Here is an 18,129-nt window from a genome sequence, read left to right on the forward strand (position 1 = left end):
GTATTTAAATGGAAAAGATAAAAAATGTTTTCCAATCGTTGAAAACGTGGCATAAGTTAGTGATTGGTGCTGCGCTTTTAGCGATTGCAACAGGAGCACTTTTATACTTCACCTTGCCAGATAAATATGTTGTTGTATATCAAAATTTAAATGATACAGATAAGCAAGAGATTACAGCAGAATTATCGAAGCTAGGTGTTGATTACCAATTAGCAGCCGATGGTTCGATTCGAGTGCAAAAGAATGATGCTCCATGGGTTCGAAAAGAAATGAATGGAATGGGCTTACCGTTTAATTCAAAAAGCGGTGAGGAAATTTTATTAGAAAGCTCGCTCGGTTCAAGTGAACAAGATAAGAAAATGAAGCAGATTGTCGGTACGAAAAAGCAATTGGAGCAAGATATTGTACGAAATTTTGCGACGATTGAAACGGCAAATGTGCAAATTACATTACCTGAAAAAGAAACAATTTTTGATGAAGAAAAAGCAAAAGGAACAGCGGCGATTACTGTTGGTGTGAAGCGTGGACAACTATTAACAGCTGATCAAGTTGCTGGTATACAGCAAATGATTAGTGCGGCAGTTCCTGGCGTGAAAGCAGAAGAAGTAAGTGTTATTGATAGTAAAAAAGGTATCATCTCAAAAGGAGCAGATGAAGCGCATTCTAACAGCTCCTCTTCTTATGAAAAGGAAGTAGAGATGCAGCATCAAATTGAAGGTAAATTAAAGCAAGATATTGACGCAACGTTAATGACGATGTTTAAATCAAATGAATATAAAGTGAATACGAAAGTGTCTGTAAACTACGATGAAGTTACACGTCAGTCAGAAAAATATGGCGATAAAGGTGTACTTCGCAGTAAACAAGAGCAAGAGGAAAGCTCTACTGCGCAAGAAGGAGCAGATACGAAGCAAGGTGCGGGTATTACAGCGAACGGTGAAGTGCCGAACTACGGTACGAACAATAATCAAAACGGTAAAGTTGTCTACGATAATAAAAATGGTAACAAAATTGAAAACTATGAAATAGATAAAACAGTTGAAACGATTAAGAAACATCCAGAATTAACAAAAACAAATGTTGTTGTATGGGTAGATAACGATACGTTAGTAAAACGAAAAATTGATATGACAACATTTAAAGAAGCGATTGGCACAGCAGCTGGGCTTCAAGCTGATCCGAATGGAAACTTTACAAACGGTCAAGTTAACGTTGTAACTGTTCAGTTCGACCAGCCGAAAGTTGAAAAAGAGAAAGAGCCAGAAAAAAGTGGTATGAACTGGTGGTTATTCGGTGGAATTACAGCTGGCTTGCTAGCACTAATTGGCCTAGTATGGTTCTTCTTAGCAAGACGTAAGAAAAAGAGAGAAGAAGAGGAATATGAAGAATACTTAGCAGAAGAGGAAGTTGCTGCTAGTAGTGAAAGTATTTTTGAAATTCCTGAAGAAAAAATAGTACCAGAACCAAAACCAGAGCCAGTAGAACCATCAGAGCCTACATTAGATGATCAAGTGCAGGAAGCTACGAAAGAGCATGTAGAAGGTACTGCAAAAGTAATTAAAAAATGGTTAAACGGACAGTAAGGGAGGAAAAACAATGTTAGATGAAATCTCCTCCAAAGAGAAAGCTGCCATCCTCATTCGTACATTAAACGAAGAGGTGGCAGCAAAAGTCATTGAATATATGACGGCTGAGGAAAAAGAAGTATTACTTCGTGAAATCGCGAAGTTTCGTGTATATAAACCAGAAACGTTAGAAAATGTATTAGGGGAGTTTTTGTATGAACTAAATGTAAAAGAATTGAATTTAGTAACTCCAGATAAAGAATACATTCGTCGTATATTTAAAAATATGCCAGAAGAAGATCTGGAAAAATTATTGGAAGACCTTTGGTACAACAAAGATAATCCATTTGAATTCTTAAATTCACTTACAGATTTAGAGCCACTGCTTACAGTGCTTAATGATGAATCGCCACAAACGATAGCGATTATTGCTTCTTATATTAAGCCGCAACTTGCTTCTCAATTAATTGAGAGATTACCAGATCATAAACGTGTAGAAACGGTAATGGGGATTGCAAAGCTTGAACAAGTAGATGGTGAATTAATTAATCAAATTGGTGAGTTATTAAAAGCAAAATTAAATAATATGGCATTTAGTGCTATTAATAAAACAGATGGATTGAAAACAATAGTGAACATTTTAAATAATGTTTCACGAGGTGTTGAAAAAACAGTCTTTCAAAAGCTGGATGAAGTCGATTATGCGTTATCTGAGAAAATTAAAGAAAATATGTTTGTCTTTGAAGACTTACTTGGTCTTGAAGATCTTGCGCTTCGCCGTGTATTAGAGGAAATTACAGATAACGGTGTTATCGCGAAAGCACTTAAAATTGCAAAAGAAGAAATTAAAGAGAAACTATTTACATGTATGTCTTCAAACCGTAGAGAGATGATTCTTGAAGAGTTAGATGGCTTAGGACCGCTTAAGATGACGGATGCTGAAAAAGCACAACAAACGATTACAGGTACGGTGAAAAAGTTAGAAAAAGAAGGAAGAATTATCGTTCAAAGAGGTGAAGATGATGTCCTTATTTAAAAACAGAATTCCGAAGAATTCTGTTTCTTTTTCTGAAGAAACGTATGAATTACAATTTCCGAAACCAGTATCAGTTCACATTGAAGAAGAGATACAAGTGGATCATGCAGAACTTCTTGCACAGCAAGATGCATTACATATTGAAATGAATCAGCTAAGGCAGCAGCAGCAAATGCTAGAACGAGAGCGTCAGCAGTTGTTGCAAGATAAAGAACAGTTTCAAATGCATATTCATGAACAAATGGAACAGATGGAAGTAGCGCGTATACAGTTTCAAAAAGAACAACAAGAAACAGCATACGAATGGACAGAGTTATTATGGAATCAATCTTTTCAGTTAGCAGAAAAAGTAGTGAATCAAGCGGTAGATTCGCGCTTATTAGACGTTTTGCCGATTTTAACAGGCATCGTGCAAACATTGCCTACTTCATTTGAAAAATTAATTATAACGGTTCATCCAGAAACATTTGAACGTATACAAGAAGAGAAAGAAAATACGAAAGAGTATTGGCTACTACAATTAGTAGAATGGAAGTATGATTTTTCTTTACAGTTTGGCGAATTTGTTCTGGAAGAAGAGAAAGAGTTTTTTGAATTTAAATTTGCACCGATATTTGCGAAGCTTCGTCATAAATGGGAAGAAGAGAAGTTGTTTGAGGAGCAAAACGTATGAACAACGAGCTAATGAATGAGCATAATAAATGGAATACATTTATTGAAACACCGTTTTATACGAAAGTTGGCAAAGTTCATAGTGTACAAGAGCAGTTTTTTGTAGCGAAAGGCCCAAAAGCGAAGATTGGAGATGTTTGTCTCGTTGGAGAGCATAGCGTCTTATGTGAAGTTATTGCAATTGAAAAAGAAAACAATATGTTACTCCCATTTGAACAGACAGAAAAAGTATGTTACGGAGATTTAGTTACATTAATTACAGAAGATGTCGTTGTTCCCCGTGGTAATCATTTACTTGGCAAAGTGTTAAGTGCAAATGGAAAAGTGCTAAACGAAGATGCCGAGAACATTCCACTGCAAAAAATAAAATTAGATGCACCGCCGATTCATGCATTTGAGCGTGAGGAAATTACAGATGTATTTGAAACGGGAATTAAATCAATTGATTCTATGTTAACGATTGGGATCGGTCAAAAGATAGGTATTTTTGCTGGATCAGGTGTTGGTAAATCTACTTTACTTGGAATGATTGCGAAAAACGCAAAAGCTGATATTAACGTTATTAGTTTAGTAGGTGAGCGTGGCCGGGAAGTAAAAGACTTTATTCGAAAAGAGTTAGGCGAAGAAGGAATGAAAAAAAGCGTCGTTGTTGTAGCGACGTCAGATGAAAGTCATCTTATGCAACTTCGCGCTGCAAAGCTTGCAACATCAATTGCCGAATATTTCCGCGATCAAGGTAATAACGTACTACTTATGATGGATTCTGTTACACGCTTCGCTGACGCACGCCGAAGTGTTGATATTGYAGTAAAGGAATTACCCATCGGTGGTAAAACACTGTTAATGGAAAGTTATATGAAGAAGTTATTAGAGAGGTCAGGAAAAACACAAAAAGGATCCATAACAGGTATTTATACAGTACTCGTTGATGGTGACGATTTAAATGGTCCTGTACCAGATTTGGCGCGTGGTATTTTAGACGGACATATTGTATTAAAGCGTGAGATTGCAACGCTTAGTCATTACCCTGCAATCTCTGTACTAGATTCGGTAAGTAGGATTATGGAAGAAATCGTATCGCCGAACCATTGGCAGGTTGCAAATGAAATGAGAAAAATTTTATCTATTTATAAAGAAAATGAATTGTATTTCAAATTAGGAACAATTCAAGAGAATGAAGAAAATGCCTATATTTTTGAATGTAAAAATAAAGTAGAAGGTATAAATACGTTTTTAAAACAAGGTCGAACGGATAGTTTTCATTTTGAAGATATTGTCCAAGCGATGCACCATATTGTATAAGACCTCATGCTCATGCCTTGGGGTCTTATTTTTTTGTTTTTTAATATTTCACAGATTTTTTTGTAAAAAAACTATATAATAGAAAAAGGTAACGTTATAATAGGAAGGAGCTATGAAAACAGGTGAATAAACAGCAGTACGACACGATTAAATTGCAGATTAATCAAGAGAAAGAACATATCTTGAAAGAAGTGTACGAACTAACAGCTGAAAAAAGAAAAATAGAACGAAAAAAAGAATATGATCTATATGTTGTGAAATCACGCAATAAGGTTGTACAAACGGGACAACGTATTATGGCTGGTATGCTATCTTCACATACATTTTCACCTGAAAGAATAGAAGAATGGAATCGAAAAATTAAAAAAACAGAAGGTTTTATTCAAAAAAATGAAAGCCTTTTAGAGCAAATAAAAGAAAAAGAACGTGTCATTGATGAAATGTATCAAGAAGATTGTAAGAAGCTTGCGAAAGTAAAAGAAAAGCTGGAAGAAAAAATGCTTCTTGATTTAAAAATGTGTATGAACGGATGAGGTGGATGTAGTGATACAGTTTGTATTACCGGTGCAGCAAAGTTTACCTCCGCAAAAAGAAAAAGGGCTAGAAGTACAATCGAAAAATGAAAATTCTTCATTCGATAATACAATGAGAATTGAAAATAAAAAACAGCCGAAAACGGAGAAACCGAAACGAGAAGAAGCACCAGAAGAAGAGAAGCAAGAATATATTCTCGCAAAAAAAACGGTAACGAAAGAAGAGCCAATTGTAAAGAAAGAAGAAAAGAAAGAAGAAAAGAAAGAGACAGAACAATTATTACTAGCTGTATCTGAGCAGATGGTTGCAATTGAGCAATTGCGTGTGCAACCAGAATTGTTATATCAATACATACAAAAAATACAGGCGTTATATAAAGAATACGGAAATATTAAACTGAACGAATTGCCCGCAGCTGAATTACAGCAATTACAAGAGCTTTTTTCTAACATGAATATTAAAAATGCCATATGTTTAGAAGATACAATGCAAATGGTGCTAGACAAGGTGACGATGCCAGAGCAAACGTTGCAAGTATTAAAAGTCGTAGAAACAGAAACTTGTAATATCGCAAAGAAACAAGAGGAGTCCAAGGAAGTAGAACTCCAGAAAGCTGAAAGCGATGATGTGAAGTTAGAGTTACCAGAAGTCGATCAATTAAACGATTCAAGTTCGGCCGGAGCTGAATTATTAAATAAGGCAACGGGGACTGATCAAATAGGAAAACAAAATAGTGGAGCTGAGAAGGTTACATTACCTGACTTAGGCAAGAAAATGGAAGCACAAGTAGAGGCTCTGCAAAAGTTTGTAGTGAAACAAGAACGTGTTTTATTCCAGCTAAATCCAGAGAAACTTGGTTCATTAACTGTATTTATGAAAAAGCATGGAGATCAAATTGAAGTCCATGTAGAAATGGAAAAACACGATGCGAAAAAGCGTGTTGAAATAATTTTTGACGAATTGAAGCTGAAATTAAAAGAAAAAGAAATTAATATTCAAATAAGTTATTCAGAAAAAGATGAACAACGTAAAGAACAGCGAGAACAAGAGCAAAGACAAAAACAAAAATTAGCAAGTACGAAGCAAGAGAAACAAGAATCGAAAGAATTTGCAGGATTATTGGAGGAATAAAGCGTGCCAACAGTTGGATTAAACACAAGGAGTACAAATCATATTCCATTGCAGGCAGGAGCGCAAAAAAGTAATGCACCTGTTAATGGTGTACAATCGCCAGTTCAACAAACAAACGGAGTATCAGAAAGTGCTCAAAAAACTCCTGGTGTAATGGGGAAAGACGATTTTCTAAAATTATTTTTATCGAGTTTCCAGCACCAAGATCCGTTCAATGCGATGGATATGAATCAAATGATGAATCAGACAGCGCAGTTATCTCTTATGGAACAAGTGCAAAATATGACAAAAGCAGTTGACTCTTTAAGAACGACGATGTATTCGACAGCGCTTGATGGTGGAATGAAGTTTTTAGGGAAATACGTAAGAGGGATCGACGGTGACGGTAAAAAAGTAACTGGTCAAGTAGAGACAGTTCGCCTTGCGGAAAATAACGATGTACAGCTCGTTATTGATAATAAGATTGTATCTCTTCGCTTTGTTGAGAGGGTGTCTGATAAACCGATTGGAGAAACGAATCCAGAAGATGCAAAGAAAGACGATCAAAAAGTAACTGAAGAAGTAAAAACTACAAATTCATAAGGAGTGTACATACGTTATGATTAAAGCGTTATATACAAGTATTACAGGAATGAACGCAACACAAAATGCATTAAGTGTAACTTCAAATAATATTGCCAATGCACAAACGGTTGGTTATAAAAAACAAAAAGCAATGTTTGATGATTTACTATATAACAATTCAATTGGTGCAAAAGGTGACGGTAAATACGCAGGAACGAATCCGAAAAGTATCGGTAACGGTGTGAAAATGAGTGGTACGGTTACGGATTATAGTGATGGTACAATTACGTTAACAGGTGGCAAAACACAAGCTGCAATGGAAGGTAATGGTTTCTTCGTTGTAGGTGATTCAAAAGGCGGAAACATGGAATTTACGCGTAAAGGTACGTTTGGAATATCTTCAGATTATTATATTACGAACACAGAAGGTCAATACGTATTCGCATACCCTGCTAATGAGGCGACTGGTGAAGTTGATTTATCTGGTATTCCAGGCCCATTGCAAATTCCAATGGGAACGGCAATTGGTGGTATTCGAACATCGCAAGGGACAATTAAAGGGAATATTCCAACTGGTGAAAAACAAATTACGCAAGACTTACCTGTATACGATAATGCCGGTAATACATGGACAATGCGTGTAGAATTTACACAAACAAGCGAACACAATTATACATATAAAGTACAGATGCGTAATGACTCGAAAAAGGATACAAAGTTTGAGGATGTTCCAGGTGCAGGTGGTAATATGACATTTGATGCTATTGGAAATCCAAATCCGAAAGAGCAAGGGGCCAATATTCCATTTGATGGTGGCTCTATAAAGTTAGACTTAAGTCATTTAACGAATCATCCAACAGATAAAACATTGTCAGTAACAGATGTAGATGGTAGAGCAGCGGCGACTGTTAAAGATTGCTTTATTGCTGACGGTGGATATGTGATGGTAAAATATTCTGATGGAAGTATGAAATCTGCTGGTCAATTAGCTGTTGCAATGTTCCCGAATGAAGGCGGTTTGATGAAAACTGGAAATGGTAACTATACAGCGACGAATACAACTGGTATTTTAGCGTTAGGTGCATCTGGTCAAAACGGTGCAGGAAAAATACGTGGTGGTGCACAAGAAGGTGCAAACGTAGATTTATCTGTAGAATTCGTTGATTTAATGTTATACCAACGCGGATTCCAAGGAAATGCGAAAGTAATCAAAATTTCAGATGAAGTATTAAATGAAGTTGTGAACTTAATTCGATAATAAATCGTAAAGAAAAATTGTAACGTAGTAGAAAGGGTTTTATATTCGTATGACAAGACAAGAGCGAATTTTACAATTGCCTTTTTTCGAAAATAAACGTGAGCTTGCTGAGCAAGTGTTAAAAATAGAACGAGAAGAGCATATATATTTACCAGATCAATTTGAAATCAAACAAGTGCCTCCATATTCATTTGGTGAAAAACAGGTAATCATTGGCCGTATTCATGAGTGTTATTTCGTAAGTGTTGGTAGTGATGGCGTTTGGAAGTATCAACTGTTTAAGGATGAGATGAAGTGTCGTGAGTTTTTTGTTACGTTGCCGGATATTGCGGATCAACAGCTTGCTTTTTGGTTCAATAACATTGAGCTGTTGAAAGGGGCTTAAAAGCTTTCTTTTAAGGTTTTGAGAGAGGGCCTAGCGATGAGTAGTAGCGGTTAGTGCTTATGAGTGGCTCGCGCATTGTGAGAACAGAGATATGGAGTGGTTCTAGGTTAGTTGAAGAGGCGAGGACCTAGCTGAGTGAAGTAGCGGTTAGTGCCTATGAGTGGCTCGCGCATTGTGAGAACAGAGATATGGAGTGGTTCTAGGTTAGTTGAAGAGGCGAGGACCTAGCTGAGTGAAGTAGCGGTCAGAGTTGCCTATGAGCGGCTCGTACATTGTAAGACGAGAGGTATGGAGTGGTTCTAAGGCAGTTGCAGAGGCCAAAAGCCAAGTGTTTAGGTGGTGCCTCTTCACTTTTGGGAGAGAGGATTTATCCGAGTCTAGAAGCATTGATTTGAAATAGATTTAGATTAATTAAGATATTGTACAATTAGACTAAGTTTATATAAAAGGAGAGGTGAGGAGGATGGCGCAAAATAAGTATCGCGTTACATTCATTTCGCCAAGTGAGGTTGAGCAACGTACTGTAATGGCGGCGAGTAGTTTACCTAATTTAATACGTCAAGTAGAGAGTATTATTGCAGATCCGAACGGTTATTTTGTAAATGATAAAAAAAATAATTGCTATTTTAAAGTTATTAAAGAAAATGTTACGTATATTCAATATGAGTTACTATTTTCTGATAAGGAAATTCACATTGAAAAATTAAAGCATATGGCGCCTAGTGTACTGAAGAAATTATTTGAGAAAATAAATGATCCTGAACTATACGCTCTTTCGCTTATCGATGTTGATATAGCGACGAAAGAATATGTGCTAGGAGAAATGGGTCCAGAGCTAAGAATGAGAGTGGAAACAGAGCTTTCAAAAAAATGGGAAGCGATGCCGACAGAAATTGTAGGAGCACAAGAAGTGTTACTAGAGGCACTTGCTTCGTTTATACAAGATTAAGTTTTACCGGTAGTATTTCTACTTTAAAACTGTGAGAATCACTCAACTATCTATATTTTTCATATAGGTAGTTGACTTTTCGGTTTTAATAAAGCTTAATAATTAGATATACGGAATTAATGGAAGGGGAGCGACACCTTTATGTCACAAGCACAAAGTATTTTATTAGAAAGCGGAACAAACGAATTAGAAATCGTAACGTACACTGTTGGTGAAAATTTATTTAGTATTAATGTAATGAAAGTGCGTGAAATTATTAATCCATTCCCTGTTACAACTGTGCCAGAATCTCATCATGCAGTTGAAGGTGTTGTTCAAGTACGTGGTGAAATTTTACCTGTTATTAACTTAGCAACGGCTCTTAATTTAAAATCTATAAAACCACTTGATCAAACGAAATTTATCATTTCAGAATTAAACCAAATGAAAGTTATTTTCCGTGTTGATGAAGTGCATCGTATTCAACGTATTTCATGGGAACAAATTGATGAGCCAGCTTCATTATCTATGGGACTAGAAGAAACGACGTCTGGAATTGTAAAGCTAGATGGGAAAATCATCTTATTATTAGATTATGAAAAAATTGTATGTGAAATTAGCGGTACTGGTTATGACAATAAATCACTTTCAGGATTAGAGCAAAAAACAGATCGAGCTGAAAAAGTTATTTATATTGCAGAAGATTCAGCGATGCTTCGTCAAATACTAGAAGAAACATTATCATCAGCTGGATATACGAAAATGAACTTCTTCAGCAATGGTGCAGAAGCATTAGCTCAAATTGAAAAATTAGCAAAAGAGCAAGGTGAAAAAATGTATGAACATATTCACCTGCTTATTACAGATATTGAAATGCCGAAAATGGATGGACACCATTTAACGAAAGTAATTAAAGATAGTGAAGTAATGAATCAATTACCAGTCATTATTTTCTCTTCATTAATTACAAATGAATTATTCCATAAAGGTGAAGCAGTAGGAGCGAATGCTCAAGTAAGTAAGCCAGATATCCAAGAATTAATCGGGCTAGTTGATAAGTTAGTACTATAAAGCTTCTTTTAGTTGGAAGAGAGGAGCCAGCCATGTGTGTAAAGACAGAAAGGTAGAGTGTTGCTGAGATATTTTTGTTTTTCTGTAGCCACGGTGGTAATAATGGTCATTCTTTCGGTTAATTAGTTAGCGTTGTGTAAAACCCTCACCTTTATAGTAAAGGTGAGGGTTTTTTTACATGATGTTCAATTATTTCATCTATAAGATTTCGTGGTGGCGCAAACTTTTTCGGTGAAAATATATTAGGAATACCATATAATATAATTAAGTAGAATTTTTCTGATATAATATTTTGCTTAGCTATTTTTTATTTTTTAATATTTGTTAAAAATCATTTTTTATTTCGATACTTTTTATAACTTTTTGTATGTTAATCATTTGACAGATAATTTCGAAATGTTATAATATGGATATGTGGAAATTTCTATTTTCTTAAAAGACATGGGAGTCAGATGAGAATTGTGAAAGGATGAGGGGGAGTGACACAGATTATGTATCACCACACAGCAATCAATGTATTAAGTCTTTTACAAAACATGTCAAATAATAAAACGAACGATATGAAATTAGAGGCGGAATTTAAAAAAATAGAGAAACAATTCCAAGTCAGGTATGAAGAGCTAATCGATTTATATAATAGAATGGTATTATTTCAAATAGATATAGAAAAAAATGGCGGTATGCGAGTATATGAAAAATCAGCGATTACTTGGTTGAAGTCTGAACTAGAACTATTGTATGAAGTGTATCAATTTTGTCAACGTCATGGCTTAAACATCGCAAATATTTCAAAATATGTTAGTAAAAATGAAATGAATCTTTTCCGAAAAACGGAAAGTCAATTGCAAAACACGTATTATAAATTAAAAAAACAAGAGATGCCGTTTGAAAATATTGAAAAACAAAAGCCGGGGCGAAAACGTAAGTATACACCTGTAAAAGAGACAATTGTTGAGACAAAACAAGAAAGCAAGCAGGAAGTAAATGAAGACGTTCGAAATGAAGAAGATGAAAAAAGCCTCGTAACAGTTATGTCTGGCATCGTGGATAACTTTGAAACAATTAGTCAATGTAGTGAAAAGAGAGAACACGAATTGCATCAGTTCATGGAGGGAATCTATAAGCTTTCTAGCATGGCGGCAGAGCGTTCGAAGGATGAGAAGAACGTACGTGGTCTTGAAGGCGAATTACATTCATTACGAGCTGAAAATGAAAGATTAACACGAGAGAAGGCCGAGCTCGTTCATGATATTAAAGAAATGACGCATCATTTAATTCATTTCATTACGAGCTCGGATATCGATCAAATTCGTACATTGCCTTACTTCGTAAAAGAATGCAAACAAGATCTACATAAGCTAGGGTTATATAACGCTCAAGACGGAAAAATGAAAATTATGGTTGACCGTAGTGGACAAGTTATGACCGTAACACAATAAAAAAATTGGGTACAAAATAAAAGGGAGATACATAGTGTATATGTATTTCCCTTTTGTTTTGTATGGAATCGTTTCGGACAGAGGAAAAGTTACAATTAATTTTAGTAAATCAAAAATTTGTACAAAAGGAAGGAGCTAGGTCTTACTTTGTAGTATTGCGATCAGAAAAATACTAGGAATATGCGTATTGTCACTGTGAAAGGACTTAATACATAATGATTTTAAAGATAAACCGACTCTTCCTCAATATTTAACTGATTTAATTGAGGTGAATAGGTTGTATAATCGTACAGTTGTTATTACATTTCATCAACAAACTTTTAATACGGAGAATTGAAGAGTAAAGTAGGATTCCAAAGCATAGCCAAAAAGGTGGCTGTTATAAGTTATTTGCCTACCAAGATAATTAATATTTGTTTAAAATATAAGATTACTATTTTATTATACCGAGTAATTATTCACATTATATAATAATTACTTGCTACATAATTAACATGGTTATCTTACAAAAATGTAAGGTTTTTTTAATTGACACTCGTACATATGAGTAACTATACTGGTTACACGACGTTGGTGAATATATTTAATAGTTTCTATCTATAAGTGTATGTCTCAGGATTCTTTTCGGAATAATAGTTCGATTTGTATTTGATATCTTTAATATAGGGATAATGCGTATTTAATCTATTCTTTATTCTAGGTCGTATTATTTAAAGATTAACTATAATTGATATATTTACCAACTTGTAATAATTTTTTAGAGGTGCTAAATTTTGAAGAAAAAATTAATTGCTACAGGAATTCTTGCTGGAAGTCTACTATCCTACTCATCTAGTGCATTTGCAAATACTCATAAATTCCAAGATGTTCCTGCATGGGCTGACAAATCCGTTAATTATTTAGTTGATAAAAAAGTATTGAGTGGTTATCCAGATGGAACTTTTGGTTCAAGTGATACATTAGATAGGGCTTCTGCGGCAACAATTATGACAAAGGCCCTTGGTATACATATTGACTTAAATGCAAAACCATCTTTTACAGATTCACAAAACCACTGGGGAACACCATACATTGCCGCAGCTGAAAAAGCAGGAATAATTAAAGGTGAAGGAAATGGAATATTTAATCCTTCTGGAAAAGTTACTCGTGCTGCAATGGCAACAATGTTAGTAAATGCATATAAGCTACAAGATAGAACAAATAGTAATGGGCAAAGTAAATTTGATGATTTAAAAGGACATTGGGGTGAAAAATTTGCCAATATTTTAATTGATTTAAAGATTTCTGTTGGTACTGATAATGGTTGGCAACCAAATAAATTCATAACACGTGCAGAAGCCGCACAACTTACTGCCAAAACAGATACCCTTCAATACAGTCCGAAAAACCCTTTAGAAAGTAAAACAATCATTATTGATCCTGGACATGGTGGTGCAGATCCCGGAAAGTCCACAAAAGGATTGCCTGAAAGTAAAATCGTATTAGACACTTCCTTACGCCTACAACAATTGCTCGAAAAACATACACCATTTACAGTTTTACTAACTCGTGAATCTGATACTAGACCTGGACATGACCAAAAAAGCTCTTTACAGGAACGTGTTAAATTTGCTAAGCAAAATGAGGGGGATATCTTTATAAGCATTCATGCAAATGCTTTTAATGGTAATGCAAAAGGGACAGAAACATACTACTATAAATCTTCTGAATCCGAAAAAACAAATCCTCATGTGGAAGAAAGTCGTGTGTTAGCGGAAAAAATTCAAACACGTTTAGTAGAGGCTCTTCAAACACGTGATAGAGGCGTTAAACATGGAGATCTTCATGTTATAAGAGAAAACGGCATGCCAGCTGTGTTAACGGAACTGGCTTTTATAGATAATGGTATCGATTACAGTAAACTATCTACGGCAAACGGCAGACAGATTGCAGCAGAAGCCATTTATGAAGGGGTTTTAGATTATTATGAATGGAAAGGAAATAATGTATCTGAATATAGATTGTAATAGGTAAAAGAAAGTTTAGTAATTCTAGGAATATGAAATTTATAAATTGCTAAAGTATAGTTTTGTTATTTGAAATGTGTTTTAGTTTTATAGTGTATACTAGCACCGACTTATTAAGGATTATAAATAAGTCGGTGTTTAAGTTAGCGTACTTAATGAATACTATAGAAGTTATGAAGAAAAAAAGATAAATAGATAGGGGCATACACCTACATTCATTATTTTTACGTGAAATTTTAATTTAAAAATAGTTAAGTTATATGATTCAGATGGGCAGTAGCTAATTAGTTCAAAGAAAACATTCTTTGAACTAATTAGCTATTAAATCTACTTGTTACATAAATAGATCGTATAACAATAATTGATATTGTTAAGGACATAGCTGCAGATATTTGTTGTAATTCCTATTATGGAATTTTTAAATATTTACAGGTGTAATATAAGGGTGCTTTATTTTGAAAGAAATCTTTTGAAATGGTCATAATATGAATAATAATTAGATACAAATTTTAAAAAATGATGAAAGACTTAAGAAGGTGAATATATTGCTTAAACATTCACATTTGCAATTTATCTTATTAACAATAGCTCTAATATTCTATATAAGCTTTTGCTATATATTTTTATTTGTTTTTCCGAATCAATATTTCGTATCAGATTTTAATATCCGACTATCATCCTTAGTTGTTGAAACTACTGTATTTATCTCATTACTGTATTCTATATTATCCAGAAAAATTAAGTTAGGAGTATTCTGGGTTTGCATTACTATTGCAATAGGGTGTTTCTTGATCGGGAATTTTATATCCGCTTTTCAAGTGCTTAATGTAGAATTACCAATAAAAAATTTTAATATCTCTGATGTGTTTTTGTTGTTTTTCTTATTCTTCTTTCTCTTTGCATTCTTTTATAAAATCATTATGGAATGTAACAAGTGGGAAAAGGCGTATTTACTTTGTGATTTATGTATTGTTGTTACTGCCATTTTTACATTAGAGTGGTACCTGTTTAATAAACCTTCTGCAAATATCTTATTCTTATCAATTGGAGATGTTTTTCTCTCATTTATTTTTCCGATTATAGATTTATTACTTCTTTTATTAGGAGTTAGTCTAATCTTTCGACCAGCTATTTTTAATGCGAAAAGTAAATTATTTATTTTTATTCTCGTATTAACTGGATTGGCTATTACGGACTACTTGTATTTTTACTTACAAGATGATTTGTCAGATCGTTCACTTATATTATTAAGGTGTTTGTATAGAGTTTTCCTTTTATTTATCGCTATTGCTGCTGCTATACCGAAGAATGCTTCTTCTAGAAGAAATTATTTTATTATTGATCCGACATTCGGAAAGAAACTTCTTGTCATATTTCCTTATCTTGCAGTTGCAGTCTTAATTGGTTTTACTCTTAAAGAGCAAACTTCCTCGGCTACACTTATTACTGGAAATTGTATTGCATTTGTATTTGTGCTGATTCGTCATACAATCGTACGAATGCAAAACAGAGATTTAACTGAGATGTTAAAAGTGTTTAATAATCAATTAGAACAAAAAGTATCTCAAAGAACAGAAGATTTAATAAACAAATCCAATGACTTGGTCAAAAATCAAGAGAGATTTAAGTCATTATATGAGTATCATCCAGATCCTATTTTAACGATTAATTCAAATGGTACTGTGTTAAATATAAACCAGGCTGGAAGTATGTTATTAGGAAAAAACAGTGATGAATTAATAGGTAAAGAGTGCTTCTCGATTTTTTTAGACGAAGATAGATCTGAATTGGAAGCAGCTCTACAGGAAGGGAAACGATGCAGTTCGGCTTCGTTGCAATTACGTGTGAAAAATAATAATGAGAAGGACATTCATTTTTGGTACGTCACCATTGTTCCTATTATGATAGAAGGACAAACTTTTGGGAGTTATGTAATGGTAAAAGACATTACGAGAATGAAGAAACAACAAGATGAGATAAACTATCTAGCATTCCATGATACAGTGACGGAGATTGGAAATCGAATATTCTTCCAACAAGAATTAGAAAAATCCATTGAGCGTGCACGAAAAACGCAGGGTGAATTTGGACTCTTGTATATAGATTTAAATCGTTTTAAGACCATTAACGATACACTGGGACATTCAATTGGTGACAGTGTTTTAAAAGAAGTTGCTAAACGTTTTAGGACATGTCTGTCACCGGCTATTCCTCTAGCGAGAATAGGGGGAGATGAGTTTGCGATCATAGTCCATAACCACACAGAGCAACAGCTATTGGATTTGTGTGAAACTCTATTTCGTATAACTGAAGAACCATTTGTAGTTAATCAACATAGTTTTTATTTATCTCTTAGTATAGGAATAGCGGTGTATCCGTTTGGAGGAATAAATACTACTACACTTTTACAACATGCTGATATTGCTATGTATAGTGCAAAGGAAAAAGGTAATAATGCTGTTTGCATGTATGACGAGACATTATCAAAAAAAATAACAAGACGATTACGATTAGAACAGGATTTACCGAAGGCATTAGAAAATAATGAGTTGTTTTTATTATATCAACCACAAGTTGACAGTAAGACTGGTATGGTTATTGGTGCAGAGGCTTTAATTCGTTGGCAACATCCAGAACTGGGACTTATTTCTCCTTTTGAATTTATACCTATCGCGGAAGAAACGTCGCAAATTATTCCAATTGGGAAATGGACGTTACAGGAAGCGTGTCGACAACTGAAAAAGTGGCATTCTGCAGGCTATGCAAATCTAAAAATGGGGATAAATTTATCAGCTATAGAGTTTGAACAGAAAGATTTTGTTCAAGCAATCATATCTACCATAGAAGAAGTAGGGGTACCTGCTAATTCGATTGATTTAGAATTAACAGAGAGAATAGCAATGGTAGATGAAAAAGAAACCTTATCGAAGTTAAAAGTATTAAAATCATATGGTGTACATTTATCAATTGACGATTTTGGTACAGGGTATTCTTCATTAGCATATCTCCCTTTGTATCCAATTGATACCTTGAAAATTCCAAGAGAATTTGTTAATAGGATCGGAAATTCTACTGATGGAAATGAAATTATTCATACCATTATTTCACTAGCGCATACTTTAAACATGAAAGTGATCGCAGAAGGGGTAGAAACGAAGGAACAATTAACAATGTTACAACGTAATGCATGTTATCTAATTCAGGGCTATTACTACAGTAAACCTGTAAGTGAAGATGAATTCATCAAGTTTTTAAGCACAATGTCGCGTCACCTTTTCTAAGAAAACCACAATCTAGATTTGTTTTTTGTTGAAATTATAACAAATAGAGGACAGCAAAGTAACTGTCAAAATGTTTTAGCATTTAATTTGGCTTAATCGGAAATTCTAATGAGCAAAGACCTTATCTGATTTTAGTTTTAGAAAGGAGAGAAGCGGATGGAGTCAATATGGCTAGAGTACGCTTGGGCATTATTAATTTTAATCGGATTAGAAGGATTGTTATCGGCTGACAATGCCCTTGTACTAGCAGTTATTGCGAAACACTTACCCGAAGAAGAGAAAAAAAGGGCTATAAATTACGGAATCATTATGGCCTTTGTTTTTCGATTTGCAGCTCTATTTGCGATTTCATTTATTGCAAATGTTTGGCAAATACAAGCAATAGGAGCAGCGTATCTTCTTTATTTAGGATTGAAGCATGTCATTCAGGCGCAATTCGGAAAAGACAATCAAAATATTCATAAGGACGATGAAAAGGAAGCGGCAGGTAAAAGCTACTGGTTCACAGTAGGAAAGATTGCATTAGCTGACCTTGCTTTCGCGATCGATTCAATATTAGCCGCAGTTGCTCTTGCCCTTGGTCTTCCAGATTCACCGCTAGAAGATTTCGGTGGTATGGATGGAGGCCAGTTCATAGTTGTACTTCTCGGAGGGATTGCCGGGCTTATTTTAATTAAATTTGCGGCAACTTGGTTTGTACAATTACTTGAGAAACGTCCAGCATTGGAAACAACAGCATACGCAATTGTTGCCTGGGTCGGTGTAAAACTCGCTGTAATTACACTTGCCCACGAGGATATTGGTATCTTAGACCATGATTTCCCGCACAGTACAACTTGGACTTTAATCTTCTACGGAGTATTAGTTGCTATTGCACTAATTGGTTGGTTTGCACCGGGAAGTAAGTCATCTCAGAATAATTCTAAAATGTAATACAAAGGTCAGAGCATTATGTGC

15 protein-coding genes and 1 pseudogene are annotated in these 18,129 nt (G+C 34.6%); all 16 read left to right on the forward strand.

Annotated elements, in window-relative coordinates; translation table 11 throughout:
* Window positions 1-8 precede the first annotated feature (8 nt).
* Window positions 9-1,583 (forward strand): flagellar basal-body MS-ring/collar protein FliF, encoded by a 1,575-nt coding sequence (gene fliF, locus AC1DS7_RS09925; RefSeq protein ID WP_012260667.1) that lies wholly within the window; start codon window positions 9-11, stop codon window positions 1,581-1,583.
* 13 nt (window positions 1,584-1,596) lie between these two features.
* Entirely contained in the window at window positions 1,597-2,601 is a 1,005-nt protein-coding gene (locus tag AC1DS7_RS09930) for a flagellar motor switch protein FliG (RefSeq protein WP_002012042.1), read from the forward strand.
* Complete coding sequence (locus tag AC1DS7_RS09935; RefSeq protein ID WP_012260668.1) at window positions 2,588-3,274, forward strand: FliH/SctL family protein; 687 nt, start codon at window positions 2,588-2,590, stop codon at window positions 3,272-3,274. Before AC1DS7_RS09930 ends, AC1DS7_RS09935 begins: the two co-directional genes overlap by 14 nt.
* Window positions 3,271-4,575, forward strand: coding sequence for a flagellar protein export ATPase FliI (locus tag AC1DS7_RS09940; protein ID WP_476998940.1), 1,305 nt, complete (start codon window positions 3,271-3,273; stop codon window positions 4,573-4,575). Before AC1DS7_RS09935 ends, AC1DS7_RS09940 begins: the two co-directional genes overlap by 4 nt.
* Window positions 4,576-4,697: 122 nt before the next feature.
* A complete protein-coding gene (locus AC1DS7_RS09945; protein ID WP_012260670.1) occupies window positions 4,698-5,108 on the forward strand; it encodes a hypothetical protein in 411 nt (136 codons plus the stop codon).
* A gap of 10 nt (window positions 5,109-5,118) precedes the next feature.
* Window positions 5,119-6,240 carry a flagellar hook-length control protein FliK gene (locus AC1DS7_RS09950; RefSeq protein WP_012260671.1) on the forward strand — a complete coding sequence of 374 codons (1,122 nt, stop codon included), beginning with the start codon at window positions 5,119-5,121 and terminating at the stop codon, window positions 6,238-6,240.
* Between the two features lie 3 nt (window positions 6,241-6,243).
* Window positions 6,244-6,822: a flagellar hook assembly protein FlgD gene (locus AC1DS7_RS09955; protein ID WP_012260672.1), complete on the forward strand. Its 579-nt coding sequence runs from the start codon at window positions 6,244-6,246 to the stop codon at window positions 6,820-6,822.
* 16 nt (window positions 6,823-6,838) lie between these two features.
* A complete protein-coding gene (locus AC1DS7_RS09960) occupies window positions 6,839-8,062 on the forward strand; it encodes a flagellar hook protein FlgE (protein ID WP_012260673.1) in 1,224 nt (407 codons plus the stop codon).
* Between the two features lie 49 nt (window positions 8,063-8,111).
* Window positions 8,112-8,447 carry a DUF3964 family protein gene (locus tag AC1DS7_RS09965; RefSeq protein ID WP_012260674.1) on the forward strand — a complete coding sequence of 112 codons (336 nt, stop codon included), beginning with the start codon at window positions 8,112-8,114 and terminating at the stop codon, window positions 8,445-8,447.
* A 463-nt stretch (window positions 8,448-8,910) separates the two neighbouring features.
* The gene (locus AC1DS7_RS09970; protein WP_012260675.1) at window positions 8,911-9,396 is read left to right on the forward strand and encodes a hypothetical protein; all 486 of its coding nucleotides are present in this window, start codon (window positions 8,911-8,913) and stop codon (window positions 9,394-9,396) included.
* A gap of 141 nt (window positions 9,397-9,537) precedes the next feature.
* Window positions 9,538-10,446: a chemotaxis protein gene (locus AC1DS7_RS09975; RefSeq protein ID WP_002064638.1), complete on the forward strand. Its 909-nt coding sequence runs from the start codon at window positions 9,538-9,540 to the stop codon at window positions 10,444-10,446.
* Between the two features lie 491 nt (window positions 10,447-10,937).
* Entirely contained in the window at window positions 10,938-11,885 is a 948-nt protein-coding gene (locus AC1DS7_RS09980; RefSeq protein WP_012260676.1) for a DNA-binding domain-containing protein, read from the forward strand.
* Between the two features lie 83 nt (window positions 11,886-11,968).
* A pseudogene (locus AC1DS7_RS09985) lies at window positions 11,969-12,210 on the forward strand (Ger(x)C family spore germination protein); the annotation flags it as partial.
* Between the two features lie 448 nt (window positions 12,211-12,658).
* On the forward strand, window positions 12,659-13,891 hold the full coding sequence (locus AC1DS7_RS09990; protein WP_476998941.1) for an N-acetylmuramoyl-L-alanine amidase: 1,233 nt from the start codon (window positions 12,659-12,661) through the stop codon (window positions 13,889-13,891).
* Window positions 13,892-14,436: 545 nt separating this feature from the next.
* Window positions 14,437-17,172: a putative bifunctional diguanylate cyclase/phosphodiesterase gene (locus tag AC1DS7_RS09995; RefSeq protein WP_476998942.1), complete on the forward strand. Its 2,736-nt coding sequence runs from the start codon at window positions 14,437-14,439 to the stop codon at window positions 17,170-17,172.
* Window positions 17,173-17,328: 156 nt separating this feature from the next.
* Complete coding sequence (locus tag AC1DS7_RS10000; RefSeq protein ID WP_016119945.1) at window positions 17,329-18,105, forward strand: TerC family protein; 777 nt, start codon at window positions 17,329-17,331, stop codon at window positions 18,103-18,105.
* The last annotated feature ends 24 nt before the right edge of the window (window positions 18,106-18,129 follow it).

This window comes from Bacillus sp. P4_E1, from assembly GCF_056401715.1.